Raw genomic sequence first — 13,930 nt, forward strand, 5'->3', positions numbered from 1 at the left:
CAGATGGTGAAGTACCCATCTGGGGTTTTTAATAAAGCAAACAGTTACCAGCCTTTGAGCTCGATATCAAAACCATTTTCAACATTGTCTTCCTGTTGCGAAACTGATTTCTCAGGTTCAGCTACAGGATCAGTGTTTGAAAACGTGCTGTTATTTATATCGTTCTCTACGACAGGTTCAACCTGGAACACATTTGTTGAATCTAAAATAGCTTCAATACCTGTGTTCTGTAGCGCGTTCGGTTCTGTTTGTGAGCTTTGATTAAATGATCTGGTAATAGATTCCAACCAGTCAGTAACCTTTTGCTCTCCTGAAATAATACGCTTTAACATTGAAGCATCACTCATGAAATAAAACCACTGCTGTAACACCGCAACGTCGCGAGGTTCAGAAATGGCACCTTTAGGTAAATTATTCATTATGTGTTTTATAGCTTCTGCAAGTACTGCCGCCTCTTTATGTATAAACATGAAGCTAATGATCTTATTTTGCATTTGCTTCAGTCGGTCAATAGTACTTGAGCGCAAATTGTTATTTTTGCTAATTTTTTCATAAACCTTCATTGCTTCTTCTGCCAGATCTGTTATCAATTGTTCCTGATAGTAGTCCTGGGTTTCATCACCTTCAACGCTAATAGGCGTAAAAGGAATAAAGTGAGCAATATTAAATCTAAAGGATTTTATGAAATCATCTTTAGTTAATTTCAACTGATCAATCAAAGAAGACATTCTTGGGCTTCTATTTTTTTCAGCCTCAATATGCATCTCATAATTGTCTACAACGTTTTGAATACCTGCCTGAAACTCTCGTTCAATCTCTTGGGCCCCTTCCAGAAACTCTTCCATACTGGATACTGGTAAAATCCACATATTGCTATAGCGGATGCACAAGCGTGAGCAAAGAGTTGATATTCTGCTGGTAATCGTACTTTTGAAGCTAAGGGCTTTTATGTCAATCCAGCGTACTTCGCTTTTAGATACGCTTTTTTGATCCGTAATATCATCTCCATCATAAGACAAATCGATTTTATCGGTTCGACGCGATCCTTGACAGCCACTTATTTCAATTTTTGTTATAACTGCACCTTCCAGTAAATCTGGATATGATTTTGCAAAATTCTCAGAGATTTGTTTTGCAGATACTTTGTTAAGCATTGAAGTATTTAAAGTCATGGGTTTCTCCAAAAAAAAGGGGAAACCCTCCCCAACGGGAAAGATTTCCCGATAGGGTTGATATTAAAGCTTCTCTGGTGAAATTAAAAGAATACCGGGAAACTCAGCAACAACATCATCATTGCCCATTGCTCCCTGATACATATAACCTTTTAATTCCATTTGTTTAATCAGACCTTCCATATTTATTTTACCATCATGATAAAACAATAAAGAATAGTCGTTATTCAGTTGCATAAGTCCAGTAAAATTAGTTCCGTTTTTTGCTATAGCAATGGTAGCAGCACCATCCGTACTTAAAAACGCACTAAATTCAAGATGGGATAACTCTGAGATACAAATATCAGAGGTTTCATAACAAATCCCATCTAACTCGACTTTTTTGCTGTGAAATACTCCAGCGATTTATCCTTGTCTTCGCCAAGAGAAAGATCTATAGCTTGAAGAACAAGATCGACCACATGTAAAGGTAAAGCAGAAGCAAAAGCTATTTTGAAAGTGTCAAGAAGACTAAAGGTTTTTAACGTCATCGACGTGCCAACCCAAGCTACTAATTGACGAATATCCATCACACTGTCTTCTGTACCAGAGTCATTTACTGCAATCGCTACTCTTACGAACTTCTCAATGACCTGAAAAGGCAAAGAGCTATATCGTTTAGTAAGCACATTGGTTAAAGCAACTTTGTCGGGCTTCTCCATTTCAACTATCAAGAACCGCTTTATAAAAGCTGCATCTTGACGTTGAGAAGAAACGAACCGGCGAGCGCCTCCACTCATGTTTGTGTTTGCAGTACCAATAAATCGCGTGTAGCCATTAGCAGTTATAACCTCACCACCATTAGCACTGAGTGACCAGGGCTTACGTTCAATGGGCATGTGAAGTTTTGCTGCCGTATCAGGATCGATTTTGTCCACTTCATCCAGAAGAATGAGGTGACCATTACGAAATCCCGTTACCAAATCGCTGTGTACAAAACCTGTATTACCACCATTAAGACTGCGCTCACCTTCAAGCTCATCAACTCGAATATTGCTGTTGATCTGCTTAATTGTCAGCGGCCAATTCATCATGTGGCTAATGTACATTACCATTTCAGTCTTGCCAGAACCGGACTCACCTTTAAGACACACACTTAAATCTATATCCGGACTGATAAGCAGTTTAACCACTTGTTCAAGTATTCGGGGATTTGGTATGTAGTCTTTGTTCAGCGGAGCTCGATACGAGGTTTTAGTTTTGAAAACAGGCACAGCCATCTTTGGATCCATTTCTGGAATACCAAAAAGGTCCTTTGCTAGAACTAAAAGATACTCACCTTTATCCACATAATGTTTTAACTTTATAACATCCGGGGAAAGAAGAGCTTCTAATTTTTCATAAGCATCAGAAGATGTTTCATTTAACTTCATAGCGGCATTAGACATTTTTAACTCCGGTAAAATGCAAACACCGCCCTCTGGCAGATGTTTGCCAGTGGCATTTTATTTGAGATTCATTTGGCAAATAGTTGCCATCAGTTTCCTGATTTGAGGCACATTATAACCAAGATGATTTCCCACTATTTCAAAAGCTTCAGACATGATCCATTCAAAATGATTTTCGAATATTGGATTGATTTCTAACTTGCCAAAAGCGTTTCGTTTAGTTAACAGATCACATGAAACAAGCTCGTCAAACAACTCTAATGTGGATTTAAAAGCTTTTATGTAAACATCCATAATTTCCCTGTCAGTCCATTTAACAGCCAGTTTTTTTTCTGACATTAAATAATCCTGATCAAAGAAGATGTCCCAGCCCATATCGTCATTGCAATCATGCAAAATGATTTCATCATCATTCCTGCATTCAGCTAATTTCGTGTTTTCACTAATCGAACGATGCGAATGATAATAGAGCCATGATTTTAATTCCGCTCTAAATTCACATGCATCAAGTCCATGACATAAACAAGTGTATTCAAATGATTTTGACATATACCACCGTGTTTCAGCTTCTAAAAGTGGATTCACTGTGATATTACCATTGTCATCTTTGAAGAATAACTTTCTCCTCAACACTAGTTCTTTAATGATTTCCAAAGACTCTTCCATAGCGGATAGAAAAACAACATACACATCCTCAGGGGTCCATTCTATTACCAGACCACCCAAATCTGGGTTATATTCTTCAACCGTATATAGATAATCTGTTTCTGCTGCAAAATTAATTGTATGCAAAATCTGATTTTTAAGTAATTTGGATTTTTCATAAAGGTGATTTTCACGCCTTTCAGAATCATAATTTATCTCAGAAATGTTACTTTCTTCTGATTTAAAGTTTAATCCGGACGTGTAAGCATCATTTAAATGCTCTTTGGGTGAATCAACTATTTGCGTTATTTCATCTTCATCTATATCGAGTATAGAAAAAAAACTAAGTTGATTACTACTTATTGCAGTAGCCCTAAATTTTTGTTTCATGGGGACTCCAAAAGGAGAAATCCCATGAAGGGATTTCTCCCCTTTAGGGTGGGTTTAATGTCAGATCTGATTAAAGCTACTTTGTCCAAAACCTTTTAGAGGTTTAGGTATGTGAGCCAACTTACTTGTTGCTACCACTCTCATGTAGTCAAGAGGATGTTCTCTCCCTTCAATCATAATAGTATCGACAACAATATAACCGGAGACCATCAACTCATCACCCTGATTTATACCAGTGAAACAGGTTGAATACATTTCAGGCGACACCTTGATTTGAACTGAAAATTCTCTCTCAGTGATTTCACCATCAACTTCTGTCTTCATCCTATTTTTGAGCTTTATTAACAAACCTATACTCTGGTCAGTCATTTTTTTCTCCACAGCACTGATAACTATCCCGGACACTTTTACTTCATTGATATATTCAAGATATGACATTTTCCGCTCCTCGATTTGTTCAAAGAGAAGCCCCGTTAGGGTTCCCCCTTAACAGGATTAAATAAATTTATTAGTTACATACATGAACGTGCAGACTACCAAACAGGCAATTCCGGCAATATGTAACCAATTTCTTGTTGGTTTAGTTGGTGCAATCGCTAAAGAGTTCTCCAACTTCTCTGTTACAAGACGTCGATTCTCTGCTTTAGCCGCATCATCTAAATATTGAGTTTCACGCTTAGCGAGAGTCTCAATTTTCGATTTTATTGCATGGTCCCATCCTTTAGTTTCAAAAACGCTTAACTCACTAAAGGTGTGCGTCATGAGATCTTCTGGGAAACCCAGTTTTTTCATTAACGGACGAATGGTATCATACATTTTTTCTACATTTTCGTAGTGGGCCTTTACTGCGACATCAAAACGCTTACGTAAAGTTAATTTTTCACGTTTGCAAATGATGTCCGAAACCCAATTTATTAACTGCTCATTTTTGAGTTCACTGGCTTTTTCAAGTGAGTAATCCAGATTATCCACGTCAAGAAATGAATTTAATCCGTATTTTTCAAACTCCTCAACAAGATATTTATCCAGTTCAGTTAAGCTTTTAAAAAGTGGTACATCTGGGGAAGCTTTAAGAAGCTTATAAGCTCCTTCGAAATCAATTTTCTTGACCACGAGCTCCACAACATCCACATGATAATAGCTTGAATAAGCAGAAAGCTTTTCGGCCAACAAAGACACAGGCTTAAGAGACTTAAGTTCAATGATATTTGGGCCGTCCTCATTCAAAATAACAATCAGTTCATTATCACGTTCTGTATATTTCATCAGAACTTCTAAGAGCTGTTTGTTTAGCGCCTTATCCATCTCTGGAATAATTTCACTAAAGGTTTGATGAAGGGCTTTACTGCGAGCTTTATTTTTAGACATTTGGGGTCACCTATATATAGTAAGAAGGAAGAAACAATTTTTTGTTTCAACACGAAGGCAAAGCCTGTCATTCATCTCCCGTAAGCTATGAACCGCCTGATTTATACTATCTGGCATTAGAAGTACGCAACAAAAATAGCTCCAGGAGGAGCTAAATTAGTTACGGTTTGGTAAATTCAGATTGCCTTTTTCAGGCATGGGAAGTGCACCAGCGACAAAGGTGACATTTTGCCGGTGGTGTCTTACAGCTTGTTTAAGCTGGCCGCTTTTCACGGCTAAATCAACGCTTAACGCGAAAGTAACTTTAAGCAAAGTTACTCAAATTTGGGAGCTGATATTTAAGCTCATTGTTTTTATACTATAGCTTTAAGCATAAGTAAATGCCCATATCGAATTATTCTGTATAAACTGGAGAAATTCGAATATTAGCTGCTTCTTTTATCTTTTCTTCACTGCATTCTCTTAAAAAGAAAGAAGGGTCACCATACCACATTACAAAAAGTTGCTTTTCTGCACGCGTAAATCCAACATAAAGCAAACGTCTTTCTTCTTCTATTGCCTCCTCCCCAACTGATCTTTTACTTGGTATCTGATCCGCATTACAACTCATTATTATTACTTTATTCCACTCAAGACCCTTTGAACCATGCAAGGTTGATAGGACTACTTTCTCTGGGCTGTATTCCTCGTCCTTCTTCCTAGGGCCTAATGACATTGCAGCAGCACGATTGATCATATTCATCCAACCAGTCTTTTCTGCCCACTGTTTACAAGTGTCTAAAGCAATTTTTGTTAAGGTTGCTGTACCTTTATTACTCCTCATCTTGATTGACGACGATTCCATCCATTTCGTAAGGTTGGCGAAACGTTTTGCTATCTCAACTTTATCAGTACTTTCCTGGGTAAAGCGCACGAAGTTTGAATGTAATGTTTTTGTTTCGAGAGAACTGTCCTCCGGGATGGCAAGGTCGCCAAAAGTAACTTTTCTTCCTCTCATACTCAATGCCACATCATCCAAAACTGATTCCTGTTCTCCAAACAATGCCAATACTCTCTTCATTAAGCGAGGATCATTTGATTGTCGGAAAAAGGCCATAAGGCTTAACACATCGCTTGTTTCTTTTTCATCCCAGAATGATTTACCTCCGTAACGAATTACTGGCTGTTCGATCAAACTTTCTAGCTCATCCAAGTGAGCATTATTGCGGCTTAGAATTGCCCATCCATGTGGATCCTGATTTATAAGGCTTAAAATACCCTGTATCTGTTCCTCCATATCTACATATGAACGAAAAGTGACCTTTCCTCCTCCCTTTTTTGCCGAGCGTAACTCTTTGGCATAACGGTAAACATTCTTTCCTATCAGTGCTCCGGCCACCTCTAAAATTTCAGGTTCACACCTAAAGCATGTGTTTAAGTAAAATATGTTAGGTCTGAAGTGTTTTTCAAACTGTTGAAATATTTTGACTCCTCCTGAGGATCTGAAGGAGTAGATGGCCTGATCATCGTCTCCAACTATACTCGTATAGACTCCAGCTCTTGTATGCAATGCTATCCATGAGAATTGTATAGAGTCAGTATCCTGAACTTCGTCTACTATCAAATGTGTCAAATCTAACGTGCGCATTTTTCCCGAATGCATTTGACCGACAACAAATTTTGAAAGAGCATTGAGGTCCGCCACATGGTCTTTCTGGCATAACGCCTGATAGGTATTAAATAAATGGATCTGTTGTCTGTTATGCCGAACTGAAATCACATCCGTATCCATTTCTCTGCCGATAGCATCAATAACGAATTCAGCTTCAGCAAACTTCATCGTTACACCGGATTCTTTCAAAGCCCGGTGAATGACAGATCTCTGTGCTGGCCCTATCAACATCTTTCCCGGCCAGCGAATCATGTCCAGTTGCTTCTTAACGAGTCCGTGAAAAGTATCCACCAGCACCCGGTCAAGATCCTTCTTGCTCAATCGCTTTTGTAACTTTGCTGCAAGTGCGTTTGTTGCAGCGCGAGTAAAGGTCACCATCCCGATTCTTGCATATGGATACTTTTTGAGAATCGATATAACCGCTTCTATCATGGTGAATGATTTGCCTGATCCAGGCGCTGCTATCACCATATTGTTTGCGCTAGCATTCTCGATAACAGGTCTTTGCTCTTCTGTTGGCTTACCCATTTCAACCTCATTACTTCGTTTTAATAATTATACATTTTTATAAAAGCGCTTTTCTTGTGTACTGCTGGTTCTACTGGAAATCACTTTTTTTCCTTTTTTATGCAATCAGGTTGTTTGTGAAACGCGTGACTATGGAATAATGGTTCCATCTCCAAAAGACATTACAAAAAGGGCTTTAAATGAAACTTTTACGTTTAGTATCTCTGGTCTCTTCTGTCGTCATTGGTTTTTCCCTATCGGGTTGTGCCGGTGACACCGGCACTACGCCAGGCACCGCTCTGAATGCGTACAGTCACGGCCAGTACTGGCATGCTAAAGCAAATGATTCTGTCGCCAAGAATGCCTATTCGTTTGCTGGTTTCGACGTTAATTTTAAGGAGCAAGAGGTTACTCCTGGAGGGGATGCCGACAACTTTCTTTCTAAGTATCTCATCAATAGTTCGATGGGCTACGTAACAGGCGGTCTAAAAGGTTTTGGGATCATGAGCCTCGGCTCTTTGTACAGTTCTTCTGACGCCGAATACATCCAGGTCAATCAATACCTAGTGTTCGTCCCCAATCCAAAAAAATTGCCTTACAATGATGAAAGTTTGGTACGTGAAGGAGCTAAGTATGTTTTTGAGCATACAAAAGCAACTCAGGCCTCATTTGGATACAACCCTGAAAAACAGAAAGCAGCTCTGGCCACATGTAAAATTGATATGGCAGTCGTCAATAAATGGAGTACCTGTGATCTGCCCTCTAAGCCTGATGCTGATGTTTTCCCTACAGATTCAATGTACAGCTTTCAGGCGATTCGCCCCGCAACAGGAACCGAAATTCCTCAGCTAAACCTTCCCGCTGGTGATTACGCTGTAATTCGTTATGTGTTCATCCCATTTAAAGGAAACGAAACAAGCGCTGATTTTTCGGGTATCATTTTCCGTTCTGATAGCCCAAATACAACAACTCCAGGGGGTGTTGCAGCCTCCATCAACGGAAAAGATTATTACCTCTTTACCGGTGAATACGGTAAAAAAGGCTTCCCAGAAAAAACATTGAAAGCCAAGTAATTAAAAAAGGGGCCTAACGGCCCCTTCTTCAATATTTCGGCAACTGCTTGCCCGTAACCGGATCCAGCGTAGTTGAACCTACCTCACATATGGCCGGTCGAGGTAAATAGCTACAATCTACATTTTCCTCTTTTATAGCCTGAGCATTTTCTTGTCTGGCCTTTATCATATTTTCTTCACCGCCCATTGCTTCCTTGGTACGTTCTGATGGAAGTTGATAGTTCTCATTCTGGAATGGTAAGTTTTCCACAATTGATTCTTCGGAGAATTTTGAATATTGATCAGGAACTTCTCCTACCTGAACTGCATCATTAATCCACTCCGTCAGATCAATTTTATCGAAATCCAGTTGCTGTATTTGCTTTATTGATAGCCCCACGCAATTAGAGGCGACAGGGTCTATTCCTAATTGCGGATAAGCTTGTTGCATAATAACGCGTGACAACATGGAATTATAACAGCACATGTCTGTTGCTTTTTTAACGCATTTCTTTGTGAAACCAACATTCAGATATTTGACGCATCGTTCCGTATCTAATGTAAAACAGGATTTTTGATTCTTATGAATAGAAGCTTCCATCTCTTTCTGGTCGCATGCTACCAACATTTCTAAAAGCATTTTAGTGACCTGATAGGCTGTATAAATCCAACCGATCACGTTTAATGCAAGCATAAAGTTTTGAACCGCAGCCGAGAAGACAACCTCTCCTCCGGTAGTAGCAACGTTCTTAAAGACAAAGTCTCGAACTGTATCTGGTAGCAATTCGTAGGCTTTCTTCATTGCCATCTGCTTAAGCTGACCTATACCGAAGCTGGACATTGTTTCCTGTGCCAACTGGCCAGCACCTCCTGCCCCTCCAGAAGTTGCGGAAGACCCAACTGCCCTGCTTAGATTACCAGCGACGTTTTCATATACGCTCGTTAAGGAGCTCGTGACATTGTTCCACATTTGCCCTACTGTTTTACCAGCTGATGCAGTCCACTCACCGACCGCATTGGACATAGAAGCCCATGTACCTGTAGACTGGCCCCCTGAATCTCCAGACAACCAATATCACTTAAATAAGTGATAGTCTTAATACTAGTTTTTAGACTAGTCATTGGAGAGCAGATGATTGATGTCTTAGGACCGGAGAAACGCAGACGGCGTACTACACAGGAAAAGATCGCTATTGTTCAGCAGAGTTTTGAACCGGGAATGACGGTCTCCCTTGTTGCCCGGCAACACGGTGTGGCAGCCAGCCAGTTATTTCTCTGGCGCAAGCAATACCAGGAGGGAAGTCTTACTGCTGTGGCCGCAGGAGAGCAGGTCGTTCCTGCCTCTGAACTTGCTGCTGCCATGAAGCAGATTAAAGAACTCCAGCGCCTGCTCGGCAAAAAAACGATGGAAAATGAACTCCTTAAAGAAGCCGTTGAATACGGGCGTGCAAAAAAGTGGATAGCGCACGCGCCCTTATTGCCCGGGGATGGGGAGTAAGCTTAGTCAGCCGTTGTCTCCGGGTGTCGCGTGCGCAGTTGCACGTAATTCTCAGACGAACCGATGACTGGAAAGATGGTCGCCGCAGCCGTCACTCAGATGATACGGATGTGCTTCTCCGTATACACCATGTTATCGGAGAGCTGCCCACGTATGGTTATCGTCGGGTATGGGCGCTGCTTCGCAGACAGGCCGAACTTGATGGTATGCCTGCGATCAATGCCAAACGTGTTTACCGGATCATGCGCCAGAATGCGCTGTTGCTTGAGCGAAAAACCGCTGTACCGCCATCGAAACGGGCACATACTGGCAAAGTGGCCGTGAAAGAAAGCAATCAACGATGGTGCTCTGACGGGTTCGAGTTCCGCTGTGATAACGGAGAAAAACTGCGAGTCACGTTCGCGCTGGACTGCTGTGACCGTGAGGCACTGCACTGGGCAGTCACTACGGGCGGCTTCGACAGTGAAACAGTACAGGACGTCATGCTGGGAGCGGTGGAACGCCGCTTCGGCAACGAGCTTCCGGCGTCTCCAGTAGAGTGGCTGACGGATAATGGTTCATGCTACCGGGCTAATGAAACACGGCAGTTTGCCCGGATGTTGGGGCTTGAACCGAAGAACACGGCGGTGCGGAGTCCGGAGAGTAACGGCATAGCAGAGAGCTTCGTGAAAACGATAAAGCGTGACTACATCAGTATCATGCCTAAACCAGACGGGTTAACGGCAGCAAAGAACCTTGCAGAGGCGTTCGAGCATTATAACGAATGGCATCCGCATAGTGCACTGGGTTATCGCTCGCCACGGGAATATCTGCGGCAGCAGGCCAGTAATGGGTTAAGTGATAACAGGTGTCTGGAAATATAGGGGCAAATCCAACCTGTATCACCGCCGGTCCATTTTATTAGCTGAGCATTAACTCTGGTCCAGTTAGTGTTTCTGATCATAGATCCGGCAAGCATGATACCTTCAAGTGCTCCTGCGGTTCCCTGCGGTGCTTCGCAGCAGTCCGTCTTTGCCAGGCCATTTACAAAGCCTACTGAACGACCACACCATTCAGGTTTTCCTTCAAAGACAGAACAGGAATTGGCATCGTTAGGGTCTTCGCATTTGGCTTCGCCCTGCATGTACTGAACCATGTTTGAATAAGCCGCAACTTTTCCAAAATCGTTGTTCTCTTCCTTTGGCCCAGTTTCGCATGTTCCTCCAGAACATGGGATCATGCCAACACAGGCATTTGTAGAAGATTCAACCTCACGAACTACATCCTTACCTCTGTCACAGGTGTATTTCTGTTCATACATGTAGCAGCTGTTAGTGCCCTCATCGAACCAACCCTCTGCACATGTTTGTTTATCGAGTACACATGCTGCATCATTTTTATAAGAACTACATGCATCAGGCATACTCTTAATTTCTTCGTAGTTGTAACAGAGGTCCTTTCCATTAGCGTCTTTCATAATTTTCCCACTGGCGTCATAAGAGCAAATCTTGTCTTTAGCCAATGGATCACAAAAATAGCCTTCAAGGTTAGTCTTCCAGGTAAGAAAGCCTTTATCGCCTTCATACAGCGGCTTTGCCATAGAAAGCACGCTTTCCGGAAGCCGCTTCGTGCCAACATCCATATCTTTAAACCGATCGAAACGGCAGAATGTATTTGGTGTTTGTACAGCATCGTAACAACCAGCTGGTTCCTGGACGTGCTTATCTTCGAGCTTCATATTTTCAAACGTCAGCTCAACCTCAAAGTACCCTTCACCTCCCCCACCAACCCAGACTCTGGATGCCATTGTCACTTCACGATCAGGTTCTTCATAAACTGATTTTCTGACCTTTTCAGTTACATCGTATACTTTGTCGAGTTTCCACGATTTTTTTAACTCCCAAGATCCCTTTGGAGCCGGATAGTCACTTTCTCGATATGCACCATCTATGTGAGCAAAAATCTGCGTGCCATCAAGTGTTACCCGCATGTGGTCATCCCACTCCGCGTTAACAATCTTTGCTGAGGCCAATTTTGCATCCGGATGGAATTTTAATGTCAGTTCGTTATCAAATACCCCGTCACTCCAGTAGTTGTCATCACGGCGACCAAACCATATACGCACACAATTATCGCCGCACATCGACATGTCTCCGTTTCCGCCTGAAATGTATACAGGAACAGAGAAGTCACGAGTTATCGTGCAGCTGCTGAAGTTATCTTGCTTAGGCGAGTTACAGTAGAACTCTTTGTAATCAGGATAGTGTGTGGTTATTGTTTTTTTGGAGGTCTCAACATTACAGTTCTGAAGCCAGTTTCCAGTACCAGCAACAGCATTGGTTATCTCATTTCTCCCCGCAGTAAACATGGGATCGTTAGGCTTTACAGACGATGCCGGGTTGTCCTTGTTAGCATTTACGAGGGTGCGGTAGGCAACGCCATCATAACTTTGAGCATCAAATAACTGGCTTTTCCGATTCTTTATATCGTTAACAAAGCCATCCTCATCCCCATAACGATCTGCGGCGTTGAACTTTATATCGCTGTGCTTTTGCTCTGAGCTGAAAATCTCTCCCGTATTTGTTTTGGTTCCAGGAGTAGTATTGGGATTACTGCTTATACCAATGTTGCCATTAGCATCACGAGAGAGCAGCTTTGCCCCTTCCTTGGTGTAGTTTGAATTGATTGTCCCTCCAGACATACTCGGCAGTTGTACGGCGCTACCAATAGACTTTCCATCGGATGCGGCATTTTTCATGACACTTTCATTAGAGTTCCCTGCCCCATACTTCCCGAGATTAAGATTAGCGGATTCGGCTTTACCCACGTATTTCTCGGTGATCTTCCCACTGACATTCTCGCCTGAATCCGCGTTCTTGTATTTCTCCACAATGTCCTGAGCACTGGTGGTTGCATTGCGATTTGCGTTAGGATTTGCAAGGTTAAAATTATTTTCGAGCTGGTCAAATATAGCGTCAGCAGCGTAAACACGTGGTGTCATTACCATGTTTATGAGTGTGACATAAAAAGCCCAACTCATAGTATTGGCAACCATTGATGCAATAATCGCTGAGGTGATTGTTTTTCTAAGTTTCACTTATTTTCTCCTTAGAAATCAAACGCCTGGAACGTAGCGAACACAACAGTCATTGTAACGCCACAACATATAGACATAATTATCGTTGCCTATTTTTTTGCGCCCACCTTTAAGGGTTGACCAGTCGTGTACCGAATCACCAAGACGATGACAGCAATCCGGTCCCTTCGCCTCAGGAGTAGGGAAAAGCATTGAAAGCCGATACTGGGAACGTGGTGTAAAGTATTCCCACGTTTTCTCACACATTGCGTCTGCTCCCATCGTTCGCATCAGCATGCCTTGGCGATGTAGTTTTGTCAGAAGACGCTGGGTAATCAGTGAACTCGTCCTTACAGCGTCATCATTTGCGTAAATGTGGCCGGTTAATGGGTAAAGGTTGCCATCGCATCCGGCACAAAAGTATGCAGCGAGATTATCCTTTCCTGCTGTTACTGCTACACAGTCAGCAGCGCACACCATTGAGGCAATTGGGTTTGCAAAAACTACTGCCTCGGGATTCAGGACGAGTGTAAGCAGATCACTTTCCCACATAGGGTCCACTTCGCTTATATAGGTCAGGCTGGCATCTATATAGGGTTCAGCAGTGCACTCGCCAATAATCAGTAATTTGAGCATTGTCATGATTGGGAACTCCCAAAGATGAACATCGTAAAATCCGGCTTCAGTTGCTGTCATTGGCTGATTAGTGTTGCTTTTACCAATATCAAACTGCGATTTTTGAAGCATCGTGCCTTCAAGAAAGGGGCTGCACCAGGGGCTCTTTACAACTTCTACAATCTTCACCGGCTGAAAGAAGCTCAATTGCCAACCTATTTCCGGTACGCCGTTCTGATCTGTGCAGTAGCAACCCGGACGTGAAGGTGCAGCGCCTTCTGGAGCAGCCCCTATGCCCATTATCCTCATGGGAAAAATGCAGCTCCAACAGATATTCTTAATCAAGCCCTGCCACACTCCAGCTGACTGACACATAGCCCCAGGGACTCCAGCATCTGCTGCCATAGCCATACCAGGTATAGAAAGCGAAAGCATAACTGCTACAATGAACTCTAAAAGTAACTTTTTGAATTTTTTCACCATCATGCTCACTTGGATGTAATAAATGTTGCAACACTTTCGATATAGTCGACGGCTTTGGTAAAATAAC

The 13,930-nt window shown here is 42.1% G+C and carries 10 protein-coding genes and 2 pseudogenes; 2 read left to right on the forward strand and 10 right to left on the reverse strand.

Features of this window, described 5'->3' with window-relative positions; genetic code table 11:
• Positions 1-44 precede the first annotated feature (44 nt).
• The 7 genes from HU143_RS23600 to trhI form a co-directional block, all read right to left on the reverse strand.
• Positions 45-1,172 (reverse strand): DUF3150 domain-containing protein, encoded by a 1,128-nt coding sequence (locus tag HU143_RS23600; protein ID WP_000174395.1) that lies wholly within the window; start codon positions 1,170-1,172, stop codon positions 45-47.
• A 63-nt stretch (positions 1,173-1,235) separates the two neighbouring features.
• A complete protein-coding gene (locus HU143_RS23605) occupies positions 1,236-1,409 on the reverse strand; it encodes a hypothetical protein (RefSeq protein WP_001176647.1) in 174 nt (57 codons plus the stop codon).
• Between the two features lie 131 nt (positions 1,410-1,540).
• The gene (locus HU143_RS23610; RefSeq protein WP_000063335.1) at positions 1,541-2,599 is read right to left on the reverse strand and encodes an ATP-binding protein; all 1,059 of its coding nucleotides are present in this window, start codon (positions 2,597-2,599) and stop codon (positions 1,541-1,543) included.
• 57 nt (positions 2,600-2,656) lie between these two features.
• The gene (locus HU143_RS23615; RefSeq protein WP_042634278.1) at positions 2,657-3,634 is read right to left on the reverse strand and encodes a hypothetical protein; all 978 of its coding nucleotides are present in this window, start codon (positions 3,632-3,634) and stop codon (positions 2,657-2,659) included.
• 60 nt (positions 3,635-3,694) lie between these two features.
• Positions 3,695-4,072, reverse strand: a complete 378-nt coding sequence (locus HU143_RS23620; RefSeq protein WP_000120822.1) for a hypothetical protein — start codon at positions 4,070-4,072, stop codon at positions 3,695-3,697.
• A gap of 57 nt (positions 4,073-4,129) precedes the next feature.
• Positions 4,130-5,002, reverse strand: a complete 873-nt coding sequence (locus HU143_RS23625; protein WP_000041927.1) for a hypothetical protein — start codon at positions 5,000-5,002, stop codon at positions 4,130-4,132.
• A gap of 394 nt (positions 5,003-5,396) precedes the next feature.
• Entirely contained in the window at positions 5,397-7,181 is a 1,785-nt protein-coding gene (gene trhI, locus HU143_RS23630) for an IncHI-type conjugal transfer helicase TrhI (RefSeq protein ID WP_042634277.1), read from the reverse strand.
• A 179-nt stretch (positions 7,182-7,360) separates the two neighbouring features.
• Here trhI and HU143_RS23635 point away from each other — a divergent pair, with 179 nt between their 5' ends.
• Positions 7,361-8,233 carry a hypothetical protein gene (locus tag HU143_RS23635; RefSeq protein ID WP_000771832.1) on the forward strand — a complete coding sequence of 291 codons (873 nt, stop codon included), beginning with the start codon at positions 7,361-7,363 and terminating at the stop codon, positions 8,231-8,233.
• 28 nt (positions 8,234-8,261) lie between these two features.
• Here the strand turns inward: HU143_RS23635 and trhN (HU143_RS23640) are convergent.
• A pseudogene (gene trhN / locus HU143_RS23640) lies at positions 8,262-9,269 on the reverse strand (IncHI-type conjugal transfer protein TrhN); the annotation flags it as partial.
• 75 nt (positions 9,270-9,344) lie between these two features.
• On the opposite strand from trhN (HU143_RS23640), the gene HU143_RS23645 reads away from it, so the two are divergent.
• Positions 9,345-10,573, forward strand: a protein-coding gene (locus HU143_RS23645) for an IS3 family transposase (RefSeq protein WP_089541817.1) whose coding sequence is annotated in 2 segments (ribosomal slippage) — positions 9,345-9,660 and positions 9,660-10,573 — 1,230 coding nt in all. Because the reading frame shifts where the segments join, the coding sequence is not laid out codon by codon here.
• Positions 10,574-10,584: 11 nt separating this feature from the next.
• Here HU143_RS23645 and trhN (HU143_RS23650) read toward each other — a convergent pair.
• Together trhN (HU143_RS23650) and trhU are read right to left on the reverse strand one after the other, a co-directional pair.
• Positions 10,585-12,786, reverse strand: a pseudogene (gene trhN, locus HU143_RS23650) (IncHI-type conjugal transfer protein TrhN); the annotation flags it as partial.
• 18 nt (positions 12,787-12,804) lie between these two features.
• Complete coding sequence (gene trhU / locus HU143_RS23655) at positions 12,805-13,860, reverse strand: IncHI-type conjugal transfer protein TrhU (RefSeq protein ID WP_181196458.1); 1,056 nt, start codon at positions 13,858-13,860, stop codon at positions 12,805-12,807.
• Positions 13,861-13,930: the final 70 nt, after the last annotated feature.

This window comes from Salmonella sp. SJTUF14076 (genome assembly GCF_015534835.1).
Classification (GTDB): domain Bacteria; phylum Pseudomonadota; class Gammaproteobacteria; order Enterobacterales; family Enterobacteriaceae; genus Salmonella; species Salmonella enterica.